The 25,178-nt window shown below is 64.0% G+C and carries 23 protein-coding genes; 3 read left to right on the top strand and 20 right to left on the bottom strand.

All coding sequences use genetic code 11. The features are described 5' to 3' along the window. Positions 1–48: 48 nt before the first annotated feature. Complete coding sequence (locus HMI59_RS21135) at positions 49–438, bottom strand: hypothetical protein (RefSeq protein WP_227471696.1); 390 nt, start codon at positions 436–438, stop codon at positions 49–51. A 237-nt stretch (positions 439–675) separates the two neighbouring features. On the opposite strand from HMI59_RS21135, the gene HMI59_RS21130 reads away from it, so the two are divergent. After that, positions 676–1,431, top strand: a complete 756-nt coding sequence (locus tag HMI59_RS21130) for a helix-turn-helix domain-containing protein (RefSeq protein WP_193594099.1) — start codon at positions 676–678, stop codon at positions 1,429–1,431. Between the two features lie 87 nt (positions 1,432–1,518). On the opposite strand, the gene HMI59_RS21125 is transcribed toward HMI59_RS21130, so the two are convergent. From HMI59_RS21125 to HMI59_RS21105, 5 genes are all read right to left on the bottom strand, one after another. Further along, positions 1,519–2,160 (bottom strand): hypothetical protein, encoded by a 642-nt coding sequence (locus tag HMI59_RS21125; RefSeq protein ID WP_193594098.1) that lies wholly within the window; start codon positions 2,158–2,160, stop codon positions 1,519–1,521. Between the two features lie 189 nt (positions 2,161–2,349). Next, on the bottom strand, positions 2,350–3,012 hold the full coding sequence (locus tag HMI59_RS21120) for a hypothetical protein (RefSeq protein WP_193594097.1): 663 nt from the start codon (positions 3,010–3,012) through the stop codon (positions 2,350–2,352). Positions 3,013–3,073: 61 nt separating this feature from the next. Continuing rightward, positions 3,074–5,368, bottom strand: a complete 2,295-nt coding sequence (locus HMI59_RS21115) for a DEAD/DEAH box helicase (RefSeq protein ID WP_193594096.1) — start codon at positions 5,366–5,368, stop codon at positions 3,074–3,076. A 45-nt stretch (positions 5,369–5,413) separates the two neighbouring features. Next, positions 5,414–5,692, bottom strand: a complete 279-nt coding sequence (locus tag HMI59_RS21110) for a hypothetical protein (RefSeq protein ID WP_193594095.1) — start codon at positions 5,690–5,692, stop codon at positions 5,414–5,416. A gap of 156 nt (positions 5,693–5,848) precedes the next feature. Then, the gene (locus HMI59_RS21105; RefSeq protein ID WP_193594094.1) at positions 5,849–6,022 is read right to left on the bottom strand and encodes a hypothetical protein; all 174 of its coding nucleotides are present in this window, start codon (positions 6,020–6,022) and stop codon (positions 5,849–5,851) included. A gap of 116 nt (positions 6,023–6,138) precedes the next feature. Between HMI59_RS21105 and fabG the strand changes: the two genes are divergently transcribed. Beyond that, on the top strand, positions 6,139–6,870 hold the full coding sequence (gene fabG, locus HMI59_RS21100; protein WP_193594093.1) for a 3-oxoacyl-ACP reductase FabG: 732 nt from the start codon (positions 6,139–6,141) through the stop codon (positions 6,868–6,870). On the opposite strand, the gene HMI59_RS21095 is transcribed toward fabG, so the two are convergent. Together HMI59_RS21095 and HMI59_RS21090 are read right to left on the bottom strand one after the other, a co-directional pair. Beyond that, on the bottom strand, positions 6,867–7,832 hold the full coding sequence (locus HMI59_RS21095; protein WP_227471695.1) for a zinc-ribbon domain-containing protein: 966 nt from the start codon (positions 7,830–7,832) through the stop codon (positions 6,867–6,869). The two genes, fabG and HMI59_RS21095, sit on opposite strands and share 4 nt — an antisense overlap. Before the next feature lie 88 nt (positions 7,833–7,920). Continuing rightward, positions 7,921–9,045, bottom strand: coding sequence for a site-specific DNA-methyltransferase (locus HMI59_RS21090; RefSeq protein ID WP_193594092.1), 1,125 nt, complete (start codon positions 9,043–9,045; stop codon positions 7,921–7,923). Positions 9,046–9,178: 133 nt separating this feature from the next. On the opposite strand from HMI59_RS21090, the gene HMI59_RS21085 reads away from it, so the two are divergent. Continuing rightward, on the top strand, positions 9,179–10,261 hold the full coding sequence (locus tag HMI59_RS21085) for a serine/threonine-protein kinase (RefSeq protein ID WP_370583595.1): 1,083 nt from the start codon (positions 9,179–9,181) through the stop codon (positions 10,259–10,261). Between the two features lie 11 nt (positions 10,262–10,272). Here the strand turns inward: HMI59_RS21085 and HMI59_RS21080 are convergent, their stop codons facing one another. From HMI59_RS21080 to HMI59_RS21025, 12 genes are all read right to left on the bottom strand, one after another. Further along, positions 10,273–10,800, bottom strand: a complete 528-nt coding sequence (locus HMI59_RS21080) for a helicase associated domain-containing protein (protein WP_193594090.1) — start codon at positions 10,798–10,800, stop codon at positions 10,273–10,275. Positions 10,801–10,805: 5 nt separating this feature from the next. Then, on the bottom strand, positions 10,806–11,693 hold the full coding sequence (locus tag HMI59_RS21075) for a helicase associated domain-containing protein (RefSeq protein ID WP_227471693.1): 888 nt from the start codon (positions 11,691–11,693) through the stop codon (positions 10,806–10,808). Positions 11,694–11,743: 50 nt separating this feature from the next. Then, positions 11,744–11,986: a hypothetical protein gene (locus HMI59_RS21070; protein WP_193594088.1), complete on the bottom strand. Its 243-nt coding sequence runs from the start codon at positions 11,984–11,986 to the stop codon at positions 11,744–11,746. Between the two features lie 75 nt (positions 11,987–12,061). After that, positions 12,062–12,379: a thioredoxin family protein gene (locus tag HMI59_RS21065; protein WP_193594087.1), complete on the bottom strand. Its 318-nt coding sequence runs from the start codon at positions 12,377–12,379 to the stop codon at positions 12,062–12,064. Between the two features lie 82 nt (positions 12,380–12,461). Next, a complete protein-coding gene (locus tag HMI59_RS21060; RefSeq protein ID WP_193594086.1) occupies positions 12,462–16,025 on the bottom strand; it encodes a helicase C-terminal domain-containing protein in 3,564 nt (1,187 codons plus the stop codon). A gap of 125 nt (positions 16,026–16,150) precedes the next feature. Further along, positions 16,151–16,603 carry a hypothetical protein gene (locus tag HMI59_RS21055; protein WP_193594085.1) on the bottom strand — a complete coding sequence of 151 codons (453 nt, stop codon included), beginning with the start codon at positions 16,601–16,603 and terminating at the stop codon, positions 16,151–16,153. Continuing rightward, complete coding sequence (locus tag HMI59_RS21050) at positions 16,600–17,766, bottom strand: hypothetical protein (RefSeq protein ID WP_227471692.1); 1,167 nt, start codon at positions 17,764–17,766, stop codon at positions 16,600–16,602. The genes HMI59_RS21055 and HMI59_RS21050 overlap by 4 nt, the downstream gene beginning before the upstream one ends. Positions 17,767–17,898: 132 nt before the next feature. Next, on the bottom strand, positions 17,899–20,400 hold the full coding sequence (locus HMI59_RS21045; RefSeq protein ID WP_193594083.1) for an ATP-binding protein: 2,502 nt from the start codon (positions 20,398–20,400) through the stop codon (positions 17,899–17,901). Between the two features lie 2 nt (positions 20,401–20,402). Then, positions 20,403–21,449, bottom strand: coding sequence for a hypothetical protein (locus HMI59_RS21040; protein ID WP_227471691.1), 1,047 nt, complete (start codon positions 21,447–21,449; stop codon positions 20,403–20,405). Between the two features lie 21 nt (positions 21,450–21,470). Next, positions 21,471–22,085, bottom strand: a complete 615-nt coding sequence (locus HMI59_RS21035) for a hypothetical protein (RefSeq protein WP_193594082.1) — start codon at positions 22,083–22,085, stop codon at positions 21,471–21,473. Positions 22,086–22,247: 162 nt separating this feature from the next. After that, complete coding sequence (locus HMI59_RS21030) at positions 22,248–22,760, bottom strand: hypothetical protein (RefSeq protein WP_193594081.1); 513 nt, start codon at positions 22,758–22,760, stop codon at positions 22,248–22,250. Between the two features lie 37 nt (positions 22,761–22,797). Then, positions 22,798–24,636, bottom strand: coding sequence for a PD-(D/E)XK nuclease family protein (locus HMI59_RS21025; RefSeq protein ID WP_193594080.1), 1,839 nt, complete (start codon positions 24,634–24,636; stop codon positions 22,798–22,800). Positions 24,637–25,178 lie beyond the last annotated feature (542 nt).

The following is a 25,178-nucleotide window of genomic DNA, read 5'->3' as shown; positions in this document are numbered from 1 at the left end:
CAGCATCCTGCGGAAAATGTTGGAGGTCACATTTTCGGCACCCTCGGGTCAGCAGCGATCCAGGATCCGTTTGGCCATGGAGCGGGTGCGCTCGGACACGGCTGTTCCGTCACGGTCCGCGTTGGCCATCAGGGTGGCGGTGTACTCGCAGAGCTTGGCGTGGGCTTGTGTCTGCCACTGCTTCGGGTTCAGCAGCGTGTTGGCAACGCCGTCGGCTGCCGGGCTGTCTGATTTGGTTTCCGCGGTCATCCGGGCCAGCTCCAGGGATGAGGCGATTTTCGCGTCGTCGGTGCCAAAACGAGCCGTCTCGTAGGCGGCACGACCTTCAGGTGAGACGTCCACCTTTGCTGTCCTCTGGCCGTCAGAGCATCCGGTGACAGCGGTAAGTACCAGGGCCGCGGCAGCCATTGCGATGAGAGTCTTCCGAGGGTTGCTCATGCGGCTCATGTGTACGGATCCGGGGGTCTCCTTCACCGCCAACAATCGCTGGTCCAAAGCGGTGGTCCATCGGTGGTCTTTTGGGTGGTCCATGGAGGTGGTCCAGGGTGGTCCTTTCAGTGGTCCACCCGGTGGTCCTCAGTTGGTCCATCCTGCGCCGGGATTTTGTCGGGGACCGGTCCTAGACTGGGCCACCAAGCGGTCCGGACGGGCCGCCGGCAAGGAAGGAAGAGGGGCATGACTTCACGTATCGAGCCTGACAGCCGGACGATGGTGCTGCTGTCGCTGACCCTGGTCGGGGTACTGGCGGCGGCAAGCTTTACCCTCTCGTTCCTCGGCCTGATCCAGGCGGCTGCCTGGGCGGGGATCCCGGAAATGCTGCGGTGGCTGGTGCCCATCGTCGTCGACGCGACAATCCTCGTTTATGCCGTTGCGGCCAGTGTTCAAAGGGCGCGAGGGGAATCCACGACCCTTTCGTGGATGGCGATTGGCTTCTTCACCCTAGTGTCCGTGCTCGCTAACGGAGCCCATGTGCTGGCCCCGGACGGCGTCGCCAGAAACCTCGATTCGACAGTTCTGTTCGGCGCCTTCCTGGCCGCCATCATGCCCGTCAGTCTGTTCTTCGCCACCGAGACGACAGTCAGCCTGGTGGTGGCTCCCGCCTATGGATCAGTGGCCCAACGTCGGAAGCGGGCCCGGGACCAACTGGTCCGCGCGGACCAGATGGACCGCATCAAGGACCAGTGGGGCACTTCGGGTGGACCACGAAAAGGACCACAGGGTGGACCACTTTATGGACCAGGGGTGGACCACCAAAAGGACCACCCACGGACCACCCCGAAAACACGCGCTGAGGTGGACCCGGCGAAGATCCACGAACTGGCTGCTGAGAAGCTCAGTCAGAGGGCCATAGCGCAGCGGCTCGGTTGCTCCAAGACGACGGTCGCGAGGGTCCTTTCTGAGGGGCGCGAGCCGGTGGCGGCTAACACGTAAGTTCGGGCGAGGCGCGTGGCCCTTCTGAGGGTGATGTCGGACCGGAGCGTCTTAAGCCATTGTGTGTGAATCTTTTGGAGTACGGGGTTACGGGATGTGGATGCCTCTTGCGTACTGTCTCCACACACCGAAAATCGGTCCCAGGAATTTCTTGGATTCTTCCTTGCTATAGCAGACGGAGGGATCCTCTCGGATGTAGGCCTCGGTCACGCTTTTCCAGCGGCTGACAGCCTGAAGGGCGCCCAGGAAGTTGAATCCGACACCACTGCCAGTCCAATCCTCCTTACTCCAATCGGAGGTGAGCATGTGCTTGTTAGAACTACCGCTGGGAGCAGGTTTGAGAACTTTCCCTCGGGAAGTGACCAGTCCTGATGCGATCGTGTATCCCTCTGAGTTGGAAATAGCGATAGGGAGCCCAGGAACGGCACCAATATGGTGGCGCGTTGCTCTCGAGCCGAACGTAGAGGTTCGTCGCACCCAGAGGTAGTACTGCGTGTCCGGGATCTCGATCGGGTATTTGCGATAGAGGTTTTCTACCTCATCCCAGGGATGAAAAGTCTCGAATTTCACTCCAAGATCGCGGTAACGGTCGAACCCCTGGCTCGTGAGACCCCCCGCAGTGCTGAGTGCTTCGACTATCTGCCGGAGACCCGGTTGCGCCAAGACCGACTGCTCTAATGCCCGCAGAGCCAATGCATCATTCGTTTGAATGCAGGTCTGGCAGATCATTGCTGGCTCCCCAAGGCTCAATCGAGCAGCATTTGATGGCCCTGCGTGGGCGTTGCAGACATGGCGTCCACAAGAAGTACACCGGATTGTCGCTTGACGCCCGCATGCGCAATAGTCCATGGCTGAATGCTACTTAATGTCGCCTCATTCCGGCTTCTATTTCGACGGCCAGTCTGAAGCACATAGGGCTCAGGCGAATGGGTCTTCGTCGTCCTCGACGTGCACGACGTCGTAGACAGGCACCGAAGGAGCCTCCGGTGTCTGCCTACGGTCTTTGGCCGGTGCCCCGGCGCCCAGTTCCGCCTCTGCAATCGGCAGCGGATCGGACACGTCGACCGGGAGGTGTTCATGCTCCGGGGTAGGCTGCGCCGAGGACTTGGCTGCAGGCACCTTCCCGCCCGCCGGTGCGGCTGGTGCCTTCGCAGCTGCTGCGGCCTTGCCGCCAGGCGAGGCTGCCGCCTTCGATGCGCCTGCCGGTGTCTTGGGAGCAGTGATGCCCGTGGCGGCTGCGACCTTGAAGGGCTTGCCTTCGCAGCCTGCCGTGACCATGCACCGCGACGGCGCGGAGTCGGTGGTCAGCACGTAGTGCTCGCAAACAGGGCAGATGACCGGGATGACGGCAGGATTGACCTTCACGAGGTTCAGGACCGGTTGCCACATATTGATGGTGTCCAGCTGGGCGTCAGTCAGATCGACCGCTTTGAAGGCCTTGATGACAAGCAGGTTGTTGGAGCCCATGGCTGTCACGAGCTCAGGCCAGGTGTTCTGCTTGGCCTTTTTGAGCAGCGCGATGCCAAGGCTGACCGCTTCGGCCAGTCCTTCGTACTCGGGTTTGGTCTTCAGCCCCGCCATCAGCAGGGACCCTGGGTAAAGCTCATGTCCACAATGTGTACGGCAGTCCGCTCAGCCCTCATCATGCCGCCAGCTCGTAGCCGCGGGCGTCCAGGACATCCTGAGCGATCGCTTCGATAATGTCGCCCAAGGACTTGAACTGCTTCTCCAGCTCGCGGTCTTCCTCGGTGAGGACTTCGTAGGCGTTGGTTTCCTCGTTCAGGACAGAGGTCATCTGGGTGACATTGTTGTCGGCGCCGGGCATCATGACGTCCAGGTCCTTGGCCTTGTTCCGGAGGATGGCCCGCATGTGGGCGTCCAGGGTGTTGGTCGCCAACAGTGTCGTGACCATGCAGGTGTTCACCTGCCCGATACGGTTGTTCCGGTCCTCGGCCTGGCTGATGTTGGCCGGAGTCCAGTCCGTCTCGATGAAGATGGTGTCGGAGCTGGCGGTGAGGGTGATGCCGAAGCCGGCAGCGCCGATGGAGCAGAAGATGACACCGATCGCACCGTTCTGCAGTTTGTCCGCGACGGCCTGGCGCTTGTGCTGGGCCACTCCCCCGTCGATAAAGCCGGCGTCAGCGATGCCGGCCTTCTCGACAGCCTCGATGAGGGCCTGCATGACGGGTTGGTGGTGGACCCAGACGGTCAGCGGCCGGGTGTAGATCTTCTTGCCGTTGCGGACCTCGGTGGTGGCCTCCATCCAGTCGGAGATGATCTCGATGGCGGCCGGGATCTTGGCGATGCCGGCCGCGGCGCGCAGCGGCGTGATCAGGTCCACCCGGGTCCGGGCGAAGTCTTTGATGGTCTCCTTCGAGATGACCTCCCCCGCGGCGCGCTGCTCGTCGATCCACTCGGTGACCTTCTCGTACAGCGTGTCGTGGGCGGCTTTGAAGCCCTTGGGATCGATTTCGACGTACCGGGTGGTGCGCAATTTGGGCGGGAGCTGCTTGAGGACGTCCTTCTTGTTCCGCCGGACCCAGCAACTGTGGGAGAGCATCTCCTCGAGCTGGGGCAGCATCTTGCGGTTGGGCAGGAACGCGCCGAAGTGGTTCTGGGTCGTGTAGGTCTCCATGAATTTGGAGGCACCGCCGAAGACCGGGTCCAGAAGGCCGGCGATGGCGAGCATGTTCACGCCCTCGGCAGGGTTCTGCAGGAACGGGGTCCCCGTCATCGGCAGGCGGAGCGCGTCGATTGAGCACGCCAGGTTCCGGTTGGCGGTGGCGCGCTGGCCAGCCCAGGTCCGGGAGCGGTGCACCTCGTCAAAGAGTGCCGCCTGGGGTGCCCAGGCGACCAGCTCGTCCACGAGCTCGGGCCGGGAACCAAGGAGGGAGTCAGCGACAACGACGACGCCCGCTTCCGGGAAGGGCGGGACCTTCTTGCCGGCACGGATGGGGACGATGTAGTCCGGGAAGTCAGGCTTCTTGGGTGGACGGACCGGCTTCTTCGCACGGGACTTGGCCTTCTTTTTCGGCGGCTCCAGCGGAATGGGCGCCGGCTTGGGCTGGATCCGCTGGAGTCCCGGCCCTAAAGCGGCGTACGCCTCGCGGCACCAGTTCTCCACGACCAGGGGCGGCACGACGATGACAGTGCGCCGGGAGCGCTTGATGGCGGCCGCGGCGAGGCTGGCTCTTGTCTTCCCGAGACCAGGCGCATCTGCAAGCATCCGGTGTCCGCCGGCAATGGCATAGGCGCCGGCGACCTGGAACGGGTACAGCGCGAGGCCGAACCACTTAGGCAGGTATCCGGTGTGGGCCGCCACGATGTCGATAAGTTCCTGGGTCCGCGGGGACAGCTCGTCCTGGACATCTCCGTCGACGCCGGTCGATCGGGCGAGTTCCCGGGCAGCTGCGCGGACTGGCTCCGGAATGTTTTCGAACTGTCTGGCCTGGACGGCTGCCTCGTAGGTGAGCGGGTCGAGGCGCAGCCCCTTCTTGGCTTCCCCTTCATCGGTGACGAGGTCGGCGAGCATGACGTTGAAGCGCTGACGGGTCTTGTCCCAGATTGCACCTGGGCCCAGGATGGCGCTCATCCGCTCGAAGCCGGCCAGCCGAGGGCGGACGAAAACCATGTGGGGGTAGCGTTCCGACCGCTGCACCAGCGGGCGCCACAGTGGTTCCAAGGAATCCAGCCCCGCCAGGTCGCCAGACGCTTCGGAGTAGTCCACCTCGATTTTGGCTGCTTCAAAGAACCGGTCAGGGTGGGTTCCGGTGCCCGTGATGTACCAGGTCTTCTCGGAGTTGTCCCAGCGCCGGCCCGGCAGCTTCTTCACCCATTCCTGGGCGGACTTGCCGTTGGGCAGGACGGCGCCCCATCCGAATTTGAAGCGGAGTTCGGGGTTGCGGTAGGTCCCGGTGAGGACTGCGGTGAGGGCCATGGCTTTCCCTATGCGGCAAGCAGGCTGACGGCGCTCCCCAACCGTTTAGGCGGCGAGGGTGTAGCAGGAGACGCGCAGCTCTTGATCGTCGTAGACGACGACTTGGGGCTCCTTGGCATTAGCGGCGGTAGACATGCTCAGTGCCAGGGTGTTGCGGACGCTTCGGGCAGCGTCTTTGTCGGCCAGCCCGGTAGCGAACGGTGCCGGTGCTGCGGAGGCCGAGACGCTGACATCCCAGCCTGCATCACTCTGGCGCATTGAAATGTGAGTCGTGGAGGACGCCTTCACGAGGGTTCCTGCAGTGGTTTCGATCCAGACGTCCATGACATGCTCCTGGGTGGTTTTGCGGATGGTTTCCTTGTCTTTTATGTGTGCGGAATAGGTATTGCCGGTCCCCGTTTTCCGCTCTTTTCAGAACTATTTCGGGCAAAGAAAAGCCGCCTTCCATAACCGGAAGGCGGCTTTATCAGTGAACGGAATTCAGGCGTCGTGGCCCGCCAGTTTGCGCCCGAAAACTGACACCGGCTCGCTCGGTGCCGTGATAATGGTCTGGCGCCGGTCGGCTTCCGCAGGCGCCAACGTCGGCAAGTCGGTCGCGGAGATTTCGCGGTTCCGGAGTTGGTCGATGGTGATCGGGGCGGGGCCTTGGCTCATGTCGGGTCTTTCTGTCGGTACTGGCTTACTACCACAAAACATGCGTAGAGAAAGCGGTTAAGGCATGTTCAGATCCAACCGGTAAGCTGTCACGGTTGACCTGAAGGGAAATGGAAATGACAGCAACCGCAGAGCGCACGATCGGCCGCAGCGTCCTCATTACAGGAGGTAACAGGGGCATCGGCCTGGCTATCGCCGAGGCCTTCCTGGAGAACGGCGACAAGGTCGCAGTGACCTACCGAAGCGAAACGGATCTTCCCGAAGGCGTCCTGGGCGTGAAGGCCGACGTCACCGATGCCGAATCCCTTGACGAGGCGTTCAAGACGGTAGAAGCTGCCCACGGCCCGGTGGAGGTCCTGGTTCCCAACGCCGGGATTGCCAAGGACACCCTGCTGATGCGGATGTCCGAGGATGATTTCACCTCCGTCCTGGACACGAATCTCACCGGTGCTTTCCGTGTCGTTCAGCGCGCCGCAAAGGGCATGATTAAGATGCGCAAGGGCCGGATCGTGCTGATCTCATCGCCGTCCGGTATCCGGGGAGTACCCGGTCAGGTCAACTATTCGGCATCCAAGGCAGGCATGATCGGCCTGGCCCGGTCCATTACCCGTGAACTGGGCGCACGTGGAATCACCGCGAACGCGGTCATGCCGGGTGTGGTGCTTACCGACATCTTCAACGACGTCTCCGAGGACGTGAAAAAGCAGTACCTGGGTGAAATCCCGGCGGCCCGGTTCGCAGAGCCTTCCGAGATTGCCAGGGTTGTCCGTTGGCTGGCCAGCGATGAGGCCGCCTACATTTCCGGCGCGGTCATCCCGGTCGACGGTGGAGCCAGCATGGGCCACTAGGCAGCCCTGGCTGCCCTGCGCTCATCACGTTCCACATGGCAGATATTGCTGGCCGCCCGGCGGATGACTGTGCGTTCGAACCGGTGTCCGTCCGGGCAGATCCAGTGGACCATCTTGTGGCTGCTGGGCGAAACGTCGGCCGGCGTCAGGGTGTTGCGCTCCGTGTCCCATGCCGGGATCAAGTCGGGGCGCTTATCCGCCAGCGTGGTTCCCGGCTTCGGCCCCTTGTAGCTGATCGCTGCGGCACGGCGGATGTTGGCACAGACAGGGCATCCCTGTCCGCTGTGACGGCGCGCTACCTGCGAGAGGTACGGTTCGTGACCTGCCGGGCAATTCCACCACGCCACCCGGGGGCTTCCGGGGCTCACGTCGCCGGGGGCGAAGTCGTTGAGCTCGGTGTTCCATTCTGCGGCCAGCGACGGGTTGACTTCGGCGAGGGTGCCGCGGGCGATTGCCCGTGCGGTGTTCGCCTGCCCGCCGCGCTGGCGTCCGCAATCGGGGCATCCGTTTCCGGCGGTGCGGTTGCTGATGTAGGACTCGGTGGAGCCGTGCCCCTTCGGGCAGATGAAGTAGGCCTTCTTGTTGGACCGGGGCGCCACATCGGCGGGGGTCAAAGGATGGTTCTTCTCGTAGTCCCATTCGGCGGCGATGTCGGGGAACGCATCGGCGAGGGACTTGCCCTTCTTGGGAGCGTCGAGCTTCGCCCTGCCGCATACCGGGCAGCCGCGGTTGCGGGATGTCCGGTAGCAGACTTTCTTGATGTACGGCGGGTGCCCTTTGGGGCACAGCCAGGAAACGGCCCTGTCGGAGCCGTAGCTGACATCGTTCGGCGTGAGGTCGCCGTTCGCTGCGATGTCCCACTCGGCGGCGAATGCCGGGAATTTCTCGGCCAATGACTGCCCGGGTGCGGGGGTCATGGGACGGGCGGTGGCGGGACGCTGACGCTTCGCTGTTGTGGTCACCCTGCCTATGTGTGCGGAACATACCGACGCTGTCACCGTTGGCCCGGAAACCCCTCCGCTGCGGTGCCTCCACAGCCGCTCAAGGTCATCAGGCGGCAGCCGCGGCCGTCCGATAATCGACGGTGTACGGCTCGGTGGAGGTGGTGTAGCCGGTCAGCGGCAGTGGATCGGTGCCGGCGAGGATGCCGTCGATGCGCGGTGTGATGTAGCCTGCGATCGTTGTGGGGCTGAGTTCGACGCCGATCCAGTTCCGTCCGGTCTTCTGCGCGACGGCCAGGGTGGTGCCGGAGCCTGCGAAGCAGTCCAGGACGGTGTCTCCGGGCTCGGTGGCGGCGGCGATGAGCCGTTCCAGCAGGGCCTCGGGCTTGGGAGTGTCGAACGCGGCGCCCATCTCGGTGCCGAAGATGGCTTCGGATTCGGCGCGGGCGTCCTCGTTGGTGGGCGATCCGTTGATGCGGAACGACTGCAGGTTGGTCAGGACCTTGCCTTTGGATTCCTGCGAAACGAAGGATGGGCGGAGCATCTGCCGCGGGCAGATGAATGCGCCAGGGGTTTCGGCCATCTTGTTGACCGCGTCCTGGCCGTAGCGGAAGGGCCCGGTCATGCGGAAGGCGTTCTTGTTGGTGCCGTTTTCCACGACCAGGTCATCGAGCAGGTCCGAGGTGATGGTCGGGGTGTTCATCGGACCGGCCGGGATGGTCTGGTCCGGGAAGTTGAAGGTCATGCAGCCGGCGGGAAACTCCAGCACGGATGGCTTGTTGCCCTTGTTGTGGACCGGGATCCGTTTGCCGACCTCGGTGGAGGAATGGACCAGGGGCGCCATCTTCGACTTGTCCTTGGCGTAGACGAGGACGTGGTCGGTGACGTCTGCCAGGTGGGCGTGCAGGAAGGACCCGCGGTTCTTCTTTTCCCAAATCATCGTGCCGACGTAGTTGCGGTCGCCGAAGACGTCGTCCATGATGCAGCGGACCCGGTGGATGTACTGGTCATCGAGGTGGACGAAGACGCTCCCGTCTTCGGTGAGGGTGTCCCGGACGCCGCTTAAGGTGCGCTCGAGCATGGCCAGCCAGTCCTTCAGGGGGGATGAGTCGCTGTACTGGTTGAATTTCCGGCCGGTGTTGTAGGGCGGATCCAGGTAAGCCATCTTGACCGTGTTGTGGAGCTGGGTGTCGGCCAGTGCGTTGTCCGCGGTGTCGCAGAAAAGTAGGTTCATGGCCTTCTCTATGCGGCGACTTTTACGACGGGCGTCGTTTGGGCGCATTCAGGATTCAAACCATGACCTTGAGAAGAATCAGGCTGTACGTTTGACCCATCGACCTACTAGGTGAACTCCCAGGGGGATGTGAATGCTTGCAGTGACAGATGTCCTGGGAACCGTAAACGTCGTGCTCGACTGGACCAGCGGGGCTGTGCTGGACACTTTTATGAATCTCCGGTCCGGATTCACTTCAAGGGACTTCACATGGTGGTTCGAACCTCGCCCCGGAGACCATGCGTCGAATGCGCCGCAGTCAGGCAGTCCTCGGGCTGGCAGGCTGCTGCCTCCTACCCGTCTTCAGACGAACGCAACCGACGTTGGGCGGGCGCGGGCCTCCGCCGTGCCCATGCCACCACCGCCGGGCAGATACAGCAATTACGTCCACGTAGGCAGCGGCGGATTCGCTGACGTGTTCGAAGCCAGGGACTCCCAGGGGCACCGCGTTGCCATCAAGCGTCTGCGACGCTCGTCGAGACATGACGAAATCAGCGAAAAATACTTCAGGCGTGAAGCCCGCCTGCATTCTGTACTGCAATCACCGGGCTTGCCCAAATTGATCGAACAGCGCCTCGACGCCGAACCGCCGTTCTTTGTCATGGAATTCATTGACGGTCTCAACATGGCCGACTGGGTGAGGACACGCGGGTGCATGACAGACAAGCAGGTTCGGCGAACCGCTTCGCGCACAATCCACGCACTCAACGAAATCCATTCCCGGCAATTTCTGCACCGTGACATCAAACCGTCTAACGTCATGGTGTCCGAGACACGTGCCGTGTTGCTGGACTTAGGGATCGGCAAGGACCTGGCGTCCGCCTCCAGTGCCTCAGCAGCGCATGTGGGTACGTGGTCCTTCGCGGCGCCCGAGTATTTTCTGAGCAAGACCGCCGAGAGCCAGGCCTCCGATGTCTTTTCCTGGGGTGCGATGCTCGCATTTGGAGCAACAGGACGGATGCCCTATGGAGACCGTTCTGGCCCGGCACTGCTGAATCAGGTCCTGAAAGGGACACTCGACGAAGAGTTTCTTGCTGCTCTTAAGCGGTTTGGCAGGGCGACCGAGTTGGGTGGCGCTCTATCGGGAATCATCCTGCAGTGTGTGGATCCAGATCCGGTGGTGCGTCCCACCAGCTATTTGCTGAATCGACTCATCAACAAGTCGTCGTCTTCATGACAGCCCGGAAGCTAATTCGGCGACGACTGCAGGAATCCGTCAGCTCGTGCAGAATGGTTCCATGTCGTGCCATCCGGACGCTTCAGCCCGAACCCAAGATTCAACCTCTTGACTGTTTCGCTCTCCGTAGCTCCTAGCCAGCCGGGACAGTGCGCATTCAGCCACGCGCGGCGGGCGGTCGGCAGGTTGCCGCAGCGCTCCAGGGCCCGCTGGCTGTTGAGCCAAATGGCAATAAGCTGCTCTCCCTTCGTGTCAGCGCCCATGTCCGGCAGCCGGCCGTGGCAGAGGACGAAGTCGGAGGCTTCGCGGGCCCGTTCCTGCCAGATATCCTCGGCTGACGATCTCCACCCAGGCAGGTGATGATCGAGGAAGGACTTCCGGAACGGGTCCATCGTGCCGGTCGAGTCGGCGACGCGCTGTTCGTTCAGCCAGACGCCGGCGCCGCGTTCATAGCTGGACGGTGAAGCGGCTGAGGGCCAGCGTCCGTGTTCGGCGAAGAATACAGCTACAAGTTCGACGGTCTTCTTCTCATCAAGCATTGCGGTCACACTCCTTGCCTTTCCCGGAGCCAGCTGGCAGCGGCGGCGTCCAATGCCTCAAGCCGGTCATGCGTCATCCGTCCCGCCCGTGCCGCGGCTCGTTGGGTGCCCAGCCACCGTGCCAGCTTCCTTTCGGCGGAGATGGCCACGCTCGGCCACCGGCCCGTGGATTCCCGGAAGACCTCCAGCGCCTTGGCCTGCGCGGCCCAGTGAACCTGCCGTCCATCGTGCTCGGGCAGCCAGCCCGGAACGTTCTTATCCAGCCATTTGCGGCGGGCCCTGGTGATTTTCCCGGCCCGTGCCAGTCCTCGCTGGTAGCTCATCCAGCGGTACAGAGCGGTTGCCTCGGTGTCGATGCTAGAGCTGGCCGGAAGCCTGCCGGAGAAGTCCAGATAGTTGGCCAGGTCCTCTGCCCGGCCGAGCCACAGCAGCTCCGGGTCTACTGCGGGCCGGTCCCATCCCGGAGTCCTGGTATCCAGGGCTTGCCGGCGGTCCGGGCGCAGCTTTCCGGCGGCGGCCACCCGCCGCTGGGATTTCAGCCACACCTTCAGCTGGCCAGGAAGGGGGACGCCGGCGGTGCGGGCCTCGGCCACGAGGGACAGCTTGGAGTTCCAGCGTTCGTCACGGGACTGGCGCCAGCCGGGGATGCGGGTGTCCAGGAACTTTCGGTGCGTTTGGGTCATCCGGCGCTGCTGGCAGGCGCGGCGCTGGACGGCCAGCCATCCTGCCAGCTCGTCCTCCCGTAGCTCCGCTCCGAGGACGGGGAGGTTGCCTGTCTGCTCTACGAAGAGGGCCACCACTTTGGCCATCTCAGTCCACGGGTCGGCTCCTTCCCCTGCGGCACGCTGTCGTGCCGGGGCCACCGACGGGGCCGGGATCGTCAAGGTCTTCACAATAGGAAGCATGCGTAGAGATGGCGCTCACGGCCGTCCTGGCCAAGGCGCTACTGGGTCACGGATGTCCTGTGACCAGCGGCGTACGCATTTAGGTGCTGCTCCCAGGGAACCGAGGAATCGGCACAGAGATACGCTCCATCGGCCCCGATGATCACTGCTCCGGCACTGCAGGAAGGATCCCAGAAGTGGACGGCGGCGATTTCGGGCAGCACGCGGCTGTTCCGGGCCGCGTCGTTCGGCCTGAGGGCCAGGATCCGGGCGGCAATTGGGGTGGCCGTGCGGGTGTTCACGAGTGCCTTCGCGTGGTCGGGAAAGCGAAACCCGCCGCCCAGGGTGGTGGACGGCGGGTTCGGCTGGGCTATTGCTCAGGCTGCGACGAGCTCGAGGACGGGGGCGACTCGCTCGACCAAGGGGTCGTTGTTCAGCTCGTCGATCTTCCCGGGGTTGAATCCGGACCAGTGGTCGATGATCTTTCCGTCCTGGTAAACCACGGTGACAGGGGCCTGCATGTAGCCGAGGGACAGGCAGAACGCCTTATTCTCCGCCGTGGTGCCGTCCACCTTGGTGATCAGCAGGTTGGTCTTGGCAACAGCGCGGTCCATGGCGTTGCACTGGACGCATCCCTTTGCCTTGCCGAATACAGTGACGGACTTCGGAGAGGTGGAGAGGGTGACGGGTGACATGGTGTCTGCCTTTCGTGGCTGGTGGGTGGTACTCGGTGGGTGGTGCCGGTAACGAGTCTGTGTGCGGCGACTTTGAAAAACGTCAGGATGCGAGGGCGAATGCTTCCGCGCTGATCCGGTGGAGGTATTCCTCAGCCGCTGCCTGGCTGGTGGTGACCTTGCTGAATCTGCTCGCGGCGTCCTTATAGACCTTCCGAGTCGCCTCGGGGTAGGACACCGGACCGGTCTTCAGCATCCGCGGGTCAAGGATCGCGGCCATGCCGAAGTCGGACACGGACCGGATCAGCCGGCCCAGGGCCTGTTCGAGGAGCAGGGCAGCGTCGGAGACGTACACGTAGGTGTCCGCGGCCCATTTGCCGATCTGCAGGGCGTCCATGATTGCCTCAACCCGGGCGTCGTCCACCGGGTTGCCGGCCGCGCGCGGGATCCGGTCGATGGTGACCAGGGAGCAGGTACGGCCCTTGGCGTCCACGCCAGTCATGAACGACTTGGTGCCGACCAGCACTGATTTCACATCGTCGCGCCAGAGGTTGGTCAGCTGCTGGGTGGAGAGCCCATCCCACTGGGAGTAGACATTCCAGCGGCCTTTCGCGGCGCGACGCAAGGCTGCGGCGTAGGCCTTTCCGGCTGCGGAGTTCGCCGACAGGATCAGGGCCGATCCGGCGTTGGCTTCGACGAGCTCGACGTTTTTCCTGGTCGCCCAAGCCTGGTGCAGGGCGCCGTTGAACTTGCCTTTGGTGCCGGGCCGCCAGCCGGGGAACATCTCGGGGATCTCGGCCGGCGTCAGCTTCGGGATGTAGAGGAGGGAGTCGTCGTACGCCTTGTCGAACGGGGACGGGTAGGCGGCGTTCTCGGCGGTCAGGCCGATCTGGTAGCCGAACCGGGAAGGCAGGGTCGCGGAGACGGCGATGACTGTCATCGGGTACGTCTCCCCTTCCTCCTCGACAGGCTCCCCGGCCTCCTTCATGGCCTGAACCATTTCGTCTTCCTCGTCCGGCATGACCGGCGCGGTCCACAGGTTCGCCTGCAGCAGCTTGGAGATGTTCACCGGGGACGCATTGGCGCACCAGTACGGGGTCTGAACCTTGGCGTTGGCCGGCGGGGTCTTCTGCTCGATCCAGCGGGCGGTCCCGATCCGGTGCAGCTTGACCTGTCCGACGGCGCCGATGAAGGCATCCAGCCGGCCGGAGAGACGCTTGGCTTTGAGCCGGGCCTGGATGTTCTTGGACTTGGCGACCCCTTCAAGGGCGTTCTTCACGCTGCGGGCCCAGCCGATCAGGATGTCACCGCAGGTCTCGACAGGGTCGGCGTCTTCCTTGATCTTGCAGACCTCACCGGCCTTCGTGTACCTGGCCATCTCGGCGAGTTCGTCCTCCAGCTCGATGGCCAGGGCGTTCCCCTCTTTGATCAGCCGGCCGACAGCAGGCTCGGATTCGTCCAGGGTCCGGGCAATGGAGCGGGTCAGGGACATGACGGCCGCGGACGAGACCTCACTGGCGCCGGCGGAACGGACGTTCGCCGGCAAGGCGTGCGCCTCGTCGATCATGATGATGTGGAATTCGCCGAGGGTCTTGTTGCCGACGATGACCGGGACACCCTTGGCTGCCTGGACGGCGAGCATGGAGTGGTTGGTGACGACGATGTCCGCCTCGGCGGCCTTGGCCCGGGCAGCGCGCGGCTTGCACAGGTCGAAGATCGGGCAGGTGTCGCCGATGCATTCGGACGGGCCGACAGAGACCGCGTCCCACAGTTCAGGGGTGGTGACCCCGGCGTATGACTGCTTGTCGCCGGGCTGGTCCGCCGGCAGCGACAGGGCCCACAGCAGCAGCGGCACCCCGGCTACCGGGTCGAAGGGGCGGCCGTCCAGGAACAGGTCCCTGCGGTTGGCCAGGCGCTTGACCTTGGACCGGAGCGAGGGCAGCGAGGGGCGCTGGCCCACGGTGTCGGTGAGGGTCTCGGCGGCGTCGCGTGCTGACTGGCCGCAGACGTAGTTGGAGAAGCCTTTCAGGACCGCGACCTTGGGCTTGGTGCCCGTGACTTTCTCGCAGGCCGCAGCAGCTACAGGTGCGTCCTTGTGCAGGATCTGGCTCAGCAGAGCCAGGGATTCGGTGCTGATGATGGACCGCTGGCCGTACTTGGCGGCAGCCACCATGGCAGGGGCGAGAAGGCTGAAGGTGTTGTGCGTAGGGATCATCGCCTCGCCAGCCAGGAACAGATGGGAGGGCGAATCGACCAGAATGCAACGGACGGGCCGTGATTCAACGGGCTCGATGGCGACGATGTAGCGACGGCTTTGCGTAGTGCGGGTGACTGTGGGCAGGAGAGCAGCTTTCCGTGGCAACCTGAAGACAGGCAGTGCGGTGATGAAGCCGATGCGGTAGCGAGTACCGACAGTCCGGCGCCGCGTGGATCCTGGCCTGTCCGGGTCAGCCTCGGTAATTGCCGCCGGACCCTGCTTGTAGGTTGCCTTGATGCCAAGTGAGCAGACCAGTTCGTAGATCCCCGTCGCGAGCTTCTCGTTGCAGATCGCGATCTCGCACCGCCCGTCGGGCCGAACGGTTCCATCCGTGTCCATCAGGCCCTGCAGCAGTTCCAGCCGCTGGGCAACAGAGGCACGGAGGTAATTGCCTGGGACGTGCTTATTGAACCGGAGTTGCATAGCTTCGAGAACCGAGGTGAGTCCCTTGCCACCGGACTTGATGGCATACAGGTACTTACTGCCGAGCTTCTCGACTTCCAGACCTTCCTGCCGAATGAACGCAGGGATCTCGTCGTTCTCAGAAGTGATGTAGGAGTTGTTGGAGTTCCCGTCGCCAAGCCACGCGCCGAGAACATAGGGAGGCAGCTCCAAATCCTCGCGGCGCGGCAAGTCCAGTGCCTGGGCGAGATCAACCGCGAAGTTCAGAGCGTCCCCCTGACCTTTCAGCTGGCCAATCATCTGGCCAGTGCTCAGCACTACGTTCGACGATGCGACCTCGTTGGTCATGGTCGATCGCGAACGCCTGATCCTGATCATCTCGTCGAGTACTGGCCGAAGATCGAAGCGTTCTCCTCTACGAAGGGGAGGATGCCCGAGGTCTTTCCGTGCCTTGTTGACAGTCGTCGGGTCGGCGAGCCCCTTCAGGAGCAGCCCTGCATCGCCGGAAGTCATGGTGTGACCAGTTTCAGAGATGCTTTCCCGAACAGCCTCGAGTTTCAGAAGCTTCTCGTAATAGCCCGCCGAGTCGAAGCGGATTTGAGTGCGGATCGCTTCGACGGCACGTGCTCGCATGGCCCGCGTGGACACGGACCAAAGGTGTTCCTCGTCGGCTGTGATACGGCTGCCATCGGAAAACACGATGTCGAAGCATGGACGGTCATATTGGAAGGGGTGCGCCTTCACTACGGTCGTGACGCGACCGTCTTCGGCGAACACCTGGTCGCCGTCCTGGAGATCCCCCATTCGCGTCCATCCGCTGGGAGTCGGAATCGGTGTATTGATGTCAAGGGCTTTGCCGACACCAGTGGGGGCTACACCGATCGTGTGACCAGATGTGCGGATGGCTTCCTCGACATCCTTGAGCAGCGCAGTCTGCCCGGGTCGCGGCTGTGCGTCCGGGATACCGGTTCCAATTCGAACAGTTTCGGTTAGTACGTCGTGCATCATGGCAGCTCTATGCTTCCTGCCCGGTGGCGGGCGTCAGAGATGAGGGGACCCGTCCACCTCGTGGGGGCGATGAACGGGTCCGTGCCGGTCGCTGGGACCGGCGGGCGCGTAAGGGTGTGCGGGCCTTACGCGGTCTTGGGGCGGCGGGAGCCCTTGGGCTTGGCGCCGGCGGCCGGGGCGGGATTTGCTGCCTTGCCGCGGCGGAAAAGGTCCTTGATGCGGACAGTCCGCTCGGTGACCCAGCTTTGGTGCAGGATCCAGGTTTCGCCGACAAGGATGACGATGTAGGGGTTGGAACTCTCAGTGAGCATCATGGCCAGGCCCAGCAGGGCCGCCCACCGGTACCACCGCTTCCAGCCACCGGGCAACAGGGTCATGGTGATAATGCCGGGGAGGACGACCAGCAGCGGGAAGATCCAGCTCATGGCGTCCATGCTGAGGAAGAAAGGACCGAAGAGGATCAGCGATGCCAGGGCGAAGATATGGACGAATGAGGTAAAGGCTGCGGCCACCCATTTCGCGGGCCCGGCCAGTGCCTGGCGGGTGAAGCGGCTCTTGATCTTGTCAGTGATATTCATGCGGCGTCGGGCACCTTGACTTCCAGGTCGGTCAGGGACCGGATGAGCCGGTCAAGCTGTTCGTACATGTCGGTTTCGTTCAGCCCGAGACGCTGGCCCTTGAATGCCAGGGCGCGGGCGAAGACGTCGGGAGCCTTCAGGATGGCAATGCGGCGGCCGGCGACCCGCTCGTCGCGGTAGTCGGCGCCGGTGGTGTCGAACGAGGAGTACGCCTCAAACTCCAGGGCGATGAACGCCTCGCAGGTCTCTTCGGCCAGTCGGGCCCAGCCGCGGCCCTTGCCCATGGCCCGGACGGAGGCACGGAATGAGCGAAGGACCGTGCGGGAGGGGCGGGCGCGGTCGGCCAGGACCGAATCGACAAGGACTCCGGCGACGCGCGGTGCTGCCCGGGTGATGGTGTCGATTTGGTCGAAGCTGTAGTCGTCCCAGAGGGCCATGAGGCCTTCGTCGATGGCCTCGATCGGTTCGCCTTCGATGAGGGAGCGCATCGCGGCAATGGAGCGGTGGGCAAGGCCCGGTTCGGCGTCGACGAGGGCCTTGAGCCGCTTGCGCTCCATGATCTGGGGGCGGACGAGGGCTGGGACGCCGTAGCCGTGCATGATGGTGGCGGCCTGGGCGGCCAGCTTGGAGCTGTCCCGCAGATGCCGGGTCTTGGACCGCAGCCAGTCGGCGGCGTCTTCCATAGTCTGGCTAATGTGGGCCGGGTCGGTACGGTCGACGGAGGCGGCGTTGTGGAACGCCGAGTAGGAATTGGCATAGACGCCGTCGTCCTGCCACTGGCGCATCGGGGACGGGTCCACGAGGGTCATCTTCGCCGTCGTGCGGGTCCGGATGTTGCGGAGCATGGAAAGGGAGCCGGCGCGCAGCAGGCTGCGGGCCCAGCCGGAGGCCGAGGCGTCGAGCCCGAGGTCCAAGTCAAAGCCGCCGGGCTCGGTCTGCATCACCTTCTGGAAGAGCAGCTCCTCCATCTCGACCGCCAGGTCCTGAACCATTTGGGGTCCGAACGGGCCGCCCTTTTCTTTTGCCACAGCGGCCACGATGGCGGAGCGGTGGAGGGACTCGGCGATAAGCCGGCGGGCCTCCGAAGCATCGACCAGACCGTCAGCGTGGCGCTGCAGGATGTCGTGGCATTCGGAGTCGGTGATCAGGGAAGTCAGTTGCACGAATCCTATGTGTGCGGCTGATCTGACAAACGTCATCAAGGTGGGCGTGTAACGTCCGTCACGCCACAGAAAGCCCGGAAACACGCGGAAAGCCCCGGCGCTATCATGGTCGCCGGGGCTTCCGTGCGGGGTCTAGACGAGGACGGCCTGTGCCGCTTCCTGACGGCGGCGGATGTCCTCCGGGTTGGTGGAGGCCATCGACAGGAAGGTCGGCGGCAGGACCACTTCGACGGGCACGGCCCGGCCGGTCAGGTCCGCGTAGATGCCGATGGCGCCACGGATGACCTGGTTGGTGCGGGGATCGCGCAGTGCCCGCATCGAGTTCCGGTTCGGTGCGATCTGTTCCCCCTCGCCAACGTTGGCCTTCGCCCTGATCCGGCCCAGCCGCTCCGGGGTGGGCTCGAGGTTGAAGAGCCGGCAGGCGGCCTCGGCCTCTATCCGGTCTTCGATGGGGAGGATGAAACCACGGGAAATGTAGCCCGTCAGCTCTGCCTTGAGAGCATCGGAGACGCGCTGGGTGTAGAGGATGGGCAACACACCCTGGGACCGGGCCAGACGGCCGAGGCGTTCGACTTCTGCCTTGCCGGCGCCGAGGAAAACCCATGCCTCGTCGAGGTGGATGACGCCGCCTCGGCCGGTCAGGGCCATGGCGGAGCCGAACACCATCATGCGGACCAGGGCCAGGCAGACGCGCTGCATCAGCGGCGCGCCTTCGATGGCACCGGGTTCGGGCAGGTCCAGGTGGGAGTTGCCGACTTTGATCAGCGTGATGCCGTCGAAGATGTTCAGGGCCTGGGATTCGGGGCTCATGCCCACGCAGGCGCGGAACATCGGGGAGGCCTCGGCGAGGTCCAGGATGGGCTGGACCATCTCCTGGGCCGCCTTGCCGTGTCCAAGCGAGATCTTCAGCGCCTGGCCGATGCATTTGGCGCCGTTGGCGACGCCGTAGCGCAGTGCCGTGTAGATCGCGACCTCGTACTTGCCCTTGTCAACGCCCCACGGGTTGATCGCGCCCAGCATGGACGCCGCCAGTTCCACACCCACGTCGGGGCTCTTGGCGAACCGGATCGGGTCAAAGATGCCGTCCGAGTGCTGCAGGTCGTCAAGGGAGATGACTTGTCCCCCGGCGGCCAGAACGGTCGGTGAGTGGTCAGAGTCCGTCTTGGGGTCGACGATAACCTGGGGCGAACGTCCTCCCCTGGGGCCGGGGATCCGGTTCATCTGGGTCCCCATCCACAGCAGCGCCTGGGTCTTGCCCGAGCCGGTACCGCCGGCGACAAGCATCAGGGGCAGGCCGTCGGCGGTGGAGGCCGCGGTCGGGGACACGTACGCCGGCTGCCGGTCACGCTCGGTGAAGCCGATCAGGGCACCGGTCTTGTCACCGACCGTGGAGAGCGACTGGATGCCCGACGCCGCCACGTTCTGGGTCGGCATGTCGTGCAGGTTCGGGTTGGCCCGGATGTAGGAGCAGAGCATCATCTCAGCCAGGGCCTGGCGCTGGCGGAAGTTCATGATCCGCAGGTTCGCCGCGGACCCGGGACCGGCCTGGGAAATGTCTTCGACTTCCCCGTCGAACGCGACCAATACGGAGCAGTCCACCAGGGTCGGGGACCCTTGACGGGAAGCGTAGACGGCCTCGACGTCTTCGAGGACCTTAACCATCTCCTCCTGCTCGGAGAGCTCCATCTTGTTCTGCTTGAGCCGTTCGTTGATGTCATCCAGGTAGCGCTTGCGCTGCCGGCGCAGTTCGGCGCGGGTGACCTTTGCCGGTTCGATGCCTGCCCGGATGGAGATCGCGACGGCACCGTCCTCGACCAGGCCGGTCGCCCAGTTCGCCTCGGCGCTGGAGGGGCTGACGAAGTCGAAGTCGAACCCTTCCAGGGTGGCGATCGTCAGGGTCCGGTGGTTGGGGATGACCGGCCAGGAGTGGCAGTCTTCCCGGCCGGCGGCGTCGGCCATGCGCACCGCCTTGGCGTCGGAGAAGACGTGCAGGTGATCCTCGTGAGGCAGGTCGACGGTGTCCGGGAAGTGTCCCTGGTTCCAGAAGGAGTTGGCGATCGCGATCTCCTGCGAGGACGGCACCGAGAGCCCGCAGCGGGCCAGGGCGGCGTCCACCCTGGCCAGGTCAGTGTCGAAGTCACTCAGCGGGGTGCCGCCGACCACGAGCGTCTCCGCGAAGGATTCGATGGCGTGCCGGAACCCGCCGTTGCCGCCGAGCTTGCCGTTCAGCTTCACCGCCAACAGCAGGAGCCGCTTCTCGGTGATCTGGTGCGGGAAGGACTCTTTCAGGAATCCGGCGATCGGGTGGCCGGTTTCCGGGTTGTAGAGCTTCTTCAGGTTCACCAGCAGTTCCTGTGTCTGGCGGTAATCCTTCCGGGCCAGGGCTCGGCGGTTCGAAGTGGTGTGCGTCATCGCGGAAAGCTCGTCGTACGCGGCCATCAGTGGGGTGTAGGTGTTGATGCGCTCGTCAATGGACTTGGCGTCCACAACAGGCTCAAGCGGGACCTTCCGGACGAGCCAGAGTGAGCCGTCGACGCCAAGCATCCGGCCGCCCGGAAGCAGCGTGCGCATCATGGTGGGGACGGAGACGTCCATCAGGGGCTGGGCTGTGGGGGCCTTGGAGTTACGTGCCATGTCTACTTTCCTGCGGCCGCGGGGACGGCTTTGTCGATGGTTGCGGCGGAGATTTTGCGGCCGTCGACGGCGTTCATGTACGGCTTGAGCGATTCGCCGGATCCGGCGCCGCCCCAGGCGACAACCTGCGGGGCCGCCGTATCTGCCTTGTCGATAAGCACGTCGTAGGTGACACGGGCAGGGGTCTGGGCGGTGCCCAGGTTCTGGCCCTCCCAGGAGATTCCGAAGGAAACCTGGGCGACCACCTGGGTGGGCTTGGTGTTCTTGTCCGCGTCAGCCGGCAGCGGCCGGGCTGCGACGTCACCGACGGCAACATTGGATGCGGTCGCCTGAACCAGCGGGACGTAGGAGCGGTCAGGGCTCGTGTCGCCGACTGCGAGGCGCAGCGCGTCCGGGTCGCCTGAGGTGAACGCCTTCGCCCACGCGGCGGCAGCCTGCTCCACCGGGGGAAGCTTGGGGGTCTGGACCAGGCCCGGCCACGCCTTCAGGTTCGGCCAGGACTGCTTGTCATCGGGTGCGTGCGGGATCAAGGTCGGCTCGCCAAGGACCTTGGCGCCCCGGGTCGGCGAATAGGCGACCTGGACCTGGGTGGAGAAGATGGAGCCGGAGGGGCTGATCAGCGTGAGGTTGTTCAGCTGCAGTCCCTGGGTTTCGGTGACGTTGCCCTTGCTGTCGGTCGTCGTCTTGGGCTCTGCCTGGACGTCCACGCCGTCCCAGGACAGGATCCTGGCGCCCGGCATCGGAGAAGGCTGCTTGTTCAGCCAGTCCTGCACCGACTTCATCGCCGCTGCCTTGGTAGGGGAATCCAGCTGGTTCACCGGGGCCTGGGCTACGACGGGTTCTTCAAGGAACTTGGGCAGGAACGAGATGATAGCCAGCAACGCGATTGGAAGCAGCACGCAGCTCGAGACGATCCAAATCTTCACCAGCTTCATCCGCTTGACCGTGGTCCGGACTGCTCCGACGTCGGCGCGGGGCAGCTCTTCAGCGTCATAGAGCCAGAAGTCGTCTGGCCGGTTGATGTTCTTGTTGGCGTTGCGGGCCATCATCGTCCTTCGGTGAAACAGTGGTTAGGAGCGCTTGAGCAGTTCGGCGGCGGCAATAAGTTCGAACTGGTTGTCCTCGGACAGGTCGTTCACGGCCTTCGCGACGGCCATGCCGGCCTTCACGTCGGATGCCGGCGGGGTCGGGGTTCCGACGGTGCCCAGGGTGTGCAACAGGGTCCAGATGACCTTCAGCCGGGCACGGCCCAGGGCGGTGGCCGTGATGCCCACGGAGAAGGGGTCCTGCTTGATTGCGTCCTGGATCGCTTCGATGTCGCCGAGCGGGGAGGTGGACATCCGTCCCGCAGCCATGATCGAGGTGGTCAGGTCGATGACCTCGTCGGAGCACCCGAGCTGGGCCGCGGCGAGGGCGCGGACGGTGTCGGAGGCGCCCTGGACCTCGATGGTCTTTGCGGCCACCCGGCGGAACAGGCCGCGGGACGGCTTGGCGGATGCCTTGGCCTTGCTGTTGCCGGCGCCGGACTCGTCGTCGATGCCGTCCAGGTCGGTGTCGGGTTCGTCGGCTTCCAGGTCGCCGTTCAGTTCGGCGTCAATGGCCGCATCCGGGCTCAGGAGTCCCTCGTCGGACTGGCCGAAACCGGACGGCTGGTAGTGGTCGGTCTCGTAGGGGGTCGTCGTCACGGTGTCGTGCTCCTTCGTGCGTGCGGTCCGCGGGGTTGGTTCCGGGTTCCGCGGTACAGATGCGGTCACTTTGGAACATGCGTAGACAATGTGGTGACGGCCGTCCCGACGCCGAAGCCCCCGCCGCCGTTTCGGGCGACGGGGGCTTCGGGTCAGGGGTGGCTAGCGCTTCATCTTTTCAAGGGTGATGCGCTTGCCCTCTTCGGGGTCGAAGTCGGGGTCGGGGCCCAGGTCCTGCACGTGCTGGAGGATGCGGACTTTCTGGCCGTTCTTGGTTTCCTGCATTTCGATCCACACGAGCACGCGGTGGCCGGTGAGTTCGTTGCGGAGGCGGGAGGCGAAGGCCTTGGCTTCGTCGTTGGAGTCGGTGCGCTCGGTGCGGGCAGTCTCGATACCGTCCGGGGCGAACTTCGATTCGGCCGTCTTGAAGGCGATGAAGCCACGGGTCGAGGAAGCTTCCTTCTGCACGCCCAGGATGGTGCCGGTGAAGTTCTTGCAGTCGGCGAGCATCGCGATTGAGCGGGCGACGTCGGAGTTGTCGTTCAGCATCAGGGCCAGCGACCTGGCATTGGTCTTGAGCCGGGCGTCCCACTCGGCCTGGTTGTCGCCGACCGGGCCGGTCATGGCAACAGCGCCGAGGATAATGTCGTTGCGTTCTTTGGTGTCAAGGGCCATGGTGTCCTGCTTTCGGGGTTAGTGCGGGGAAGGTGGGTTAGCTGACGAAAGCGTCGTCGGTGACGGCGAAGTCGTCGGGCACAAAGTCGATGTCATCGGCAGGGGACGCGGCCTTGGCAGCGGCCTTGCGGATCACACGGCGTGGTTCCGGCGCGGGAGCATCCACCGGTGCTTCCGCCTCGGCAGGGGCCTCAACGGCCTCCTCAGCCTTGGGAGCAGCCTTGGCCGTGGTCTTGGATGCTGCCTTCGGGGCCGGGGCTGCGGGTTCCGGAGCGGACTCCGGGGCGATACCGGCGAGGGCTTCCCATGGGGACTCGGTGCGCTCTTCACTGAACAGGTGCAGGGCGACGGCGGTGATGGACTTGCAGCGGCGGATTGCGGCGACAACCCAGGCATCCCATGCTGCGGCATCCTCACCGAACGGCATCGGAAGGGTGGCCAGGACGGTGCGGAGGGCACCGCGCATCCGGGAGTTGGCGCCGTCTGCCGCGGACTTGGAGCCGGTCCAGTGTTCCTGCGCCTCGACGACGATGTGCTGGAACGTGCTGGCCAGCGCAGTAACGTTCGTGCCGCTGATCGGCAGACCGCCCCGGTGGAGGGCTTCGACGGCGAGTTCTGCCGTGCCGAAGACACCCATGGCGGCGTACGAGTTGGGGTTCAGTTCACCTTCGGCGGTGTACGACTCCCAAACCTTGCCTTCCGTGATCTTGCTCATTCGGTGGTCCTTGTCGGTTGAAATGATCGGGTTCTCCCCGCTGGCATACATGTGTGCGGCAAGCTCCGAGGCCCTCTCCACTTCCGCCATCTGCTCATCCGGGATGCCGTAGCTGAACGGGTCCGGCATGAAGAAGCTGACTTCCTGGCCGTGCTTGGCGACGATGGTGTCCTCGGTGGAGGCCATCGCGGCGACGGATGCACCCGGTCGCAGGGCGGGGATGCCCAGGTGGGTCGCGGAGTGCATCTGGTCGGCGACCTTCTCGGAGACCGTCTTGCCTTCCTCCTTGGCCACCGGGCAGGCGTTGATCAGCGGGCACCAACCGCACAGGGCGGAGACCTTGGTGGGGAACTCCCGGGATTGCATGTAGCGGTTGTGGCGCTTCCAGGACAGCTCGAAGGTCTTCAGCGTCTTGGACATGGCCCCGGGGCTCAGGTCGATGTCGCGGGACTTGCCGAACTTCGTGTAGAGCACGGTGCCGCCGACCGGCAGCTCACCGGTCTTCTCTTTCAGAGCTGCCGCGTAGATGCGGATCTGGTCGCCGTGGTCGTCACCGAACCGGGTATTTCCTACCTTCCCGGTCTTGTAGTCCTCTACGATGAGGCCCTCTTTGCCGCGCTTGTTGACCCCGTACCGGACCCGGTCGATGAAGCCGTTCGTCGGGACACCGTTGATGGTGAGCCCGTCGATCTGCAGCTCGCGGGCGTAGACCTCGATGGTCTTCGGGTCTTCGATGATCCACAGGCCCTCGTAGGCGGTCTTGACCTCTTCGATCCAGCGCCGGCGGTTGACCCTGGTCAGGGCCCGGACGCCGTCGTCGTCTTCCGGCACTTCCGGCCACATGACGTCCGAGTCCCGGATGGTCAGCGCCTCGGCCAGCGCCAGGGTACGTTCGGGGCGTTCGTAGACGTCCTCGTCGAACATGTCCTCCATGACGGAGTGGGCGCTGGTTCCGATGGGAGCCGGAGCGAACGGGTCCTCCACCTCGTTGCGCAGCAGCCGCTCCCCCACCCATCGCGCTGCACAGGACTGCATCGACTTGGAGGTGGACGCCGAGAGCGCCTGGCGGCGGATCTTGTCGATAACGGCGTCACTCGTGACGACGAGCTTCTTGCCGTCCCAGGCGAGCTTGTCGCGGAGCAGTGGGGTGGTCTGGTTCATAGAATTTCTATGCGCCAACCCCGATCACGGGTGTCAGAATTCGACACTAAAAAATGCCGATCCGGGAAGAAATCCGCCTTACCGCCTAGCTCCCACCGGCCGTCCGAAAACCCGCCGTCTGGTCGGGTGGAAAAATCCCCGGAATAGCGGGGAATATAGGGCCCCCTACTACTACTACTCTACTTAAACGACCAAAAAGATAGATATATATATATATATAAGGGGCCCTTGTTCTCTTCCCGGGGCCCCTCCTTCTCTTAGTAAGAGAGTACTTTGGGGCCTTATATATATGTCCTTCCCCGGGTGGTTTGGGTCGAGTGAGGCTCATGCCGATACCAAAAGCCGCGCCAGTGTTGGGAAGCAGGGCCGTTTTCCGGCACGACCGCCGGTAGTTCCACCACTGTTCCCTGCTTTTTCGCGGTGGAGCAGTCCCTTTTCGTGAGAGACGGGCCTTTCTCCTCATGTGATAACCTGAGGAACGACATTGGCCTCTTAGAGACGATGGTTATCACATGGCTCCCGGACGGGGGCCATTTTGCTTT

The sequence above is a fragment of the Paenarthrobacter sp. YJN-5 genome, from assembly GCF_015040095.1.
Taxonomy (GTDB): Bacteria; Actinomycetota; Actinomycetes; order Actinomycetales; family Micrococcaceae; genus Arthrobacter; species Arthrobacter ureafaciens.
Note: the sequence above shows the minus strand (reverse complement) of the source record. Positions and strands in the feature narration are given on the sequence as shown.

What these genes read in the sequence shown, in the direction of transcription:
- HMI59_RS21135 (WP_227471696.1), bottom strand. Translation starts at nt 438, where the DNA reads ATGAGCAACCCTCGGAAGACTCTCATCGCAATGGCTGCCGCGGCCCTG.
- HMI59_RS21045 (WP_193594083.1), bottom strand. Translation starts at nt 20,400, where the DNA reads ATGGCACGTAACTCCAAGGCCCCCACAGCCCAGCCCCTGATGGACGTC.
- HMI59_RS21060 (WP_193594086.1), bottom strand. Translation starts at nt 16,025, where the DNA reads ATGATGCACGACGTACTAACCGAAACTGTTCGAATTGGAACCGGTATC.
- HMI59_RS21065 (WP_193594087.1), bottom strand. Translation starts at nt 12,379, where the DNA reads ATGTCACCCGTCACCCTCTCCACCTCTCCGAAGTCCGTCACTGTATTC.
- HMI59_RS21025 (WP_193594080.1), bottom strand. Translation starts at nt 24,636, where the DNA reads ATGAACCAGACCACCCCACTGCTCCGCGACAAGCTCGCCTGGGACGGC.
- HMI59_RS21055 (WP_193594085.1), bottom strand. Translation starts at nt 16,603, where the DNA reads ATGAATATCACTGACAAGATCAAGAGCCGCTTCACCCGCCAGGCACTG.
- fabG (WP_193594093.1), top strand. Translation starts at nt 6,139, where the DNA reads ATGACAGCAACCGCAGAGCGCACGATCGGCCGCAGCGTCCTCATTACA.
- HMI59_RS21030 (WP_193594081.1), bottom strand. Translation starts at nt 22,760, where the DNA reads ATGGCCCTTGACACCAAAGAACGCAACGACATTATCCTCGGCGCTGTT.
- HMI59_RS21120 (WP_193594097.1), bottom strand. Translation starts at nt 3,012, where the DNA reads ATGGCGGGGCTGAAGACCAAACCCGAGTACGAAGGACTGGCCGAAGCG.
- HMI59_RS21125 (WP_193594098.1), bottom strand. Translation starts at nt 2,160, where the DNA reads ATGATCTGCCAGACCTGCATTCAAACGAATGATGCATTGGCTCTGCGG.
- HMI59_RS21090 (WP_193594092.1), bottom strand. Translation starts at nt 9,045, where the DNA reads ATGAACCTACTTTTCTGCGACACCGCGGACAACGCACTGGCCGACACC.
- HMI59_RS21115 (WP_193594096.1), bottom strand. Translation starts at nt 5,368, where the DNA reads ATGGCCCTCACCGCAGTCCTCACCGGGACCTACCGCAACCCCGAACTC.
- HMI59_RS21080 (WP_193594090.1), bottom strand. Translation starts at nt 10,800, where the DNA reads ATGCTTGATGAGAAGAAGACCGTCGAACTTGTAGCTGTATTCTTCGCC.
- HMI59_RS21085 (WP_370583595.1), top strand. Translation starts at nt 9,179, where the DNA reads ATGCTTGCAGTGACAGATGTCCTGGGAACCGTAAACGTCGTGCTCGAC.
- HMI59_RS21130 (WP_193594099.1), top strand. Translation starts at nt 676, where the DNA reads ATGACTTCACGTATCGAGCCTGACAGCCGGACGATGGTGCTGCTGTCG.
- HMI59_RS21110 (WP_193594095.1), bottom strand. Translation starts at nt 5,692, where the DNA reads ATGGACGTCTGGATCGAAACCACTGCAGGAACCCTCGTGAAGGCGTCC.
- HMI59_RS21040 (WP_227471691.1), bottom strand. Translation starts at nt 21,449, where the DNA reads ATGATGGCCCGCAACGCCAACAAGAACATCAACCGGCCAGACGACTTC.
- HMI59_RS21105 (WP_193594094.1), bottom strand. Translation starts at nt 6,022, where the DNA reads ATGAGCCAAGGCCCCGCCCCGATCACCATCGACCAACTCCGGAACCGC.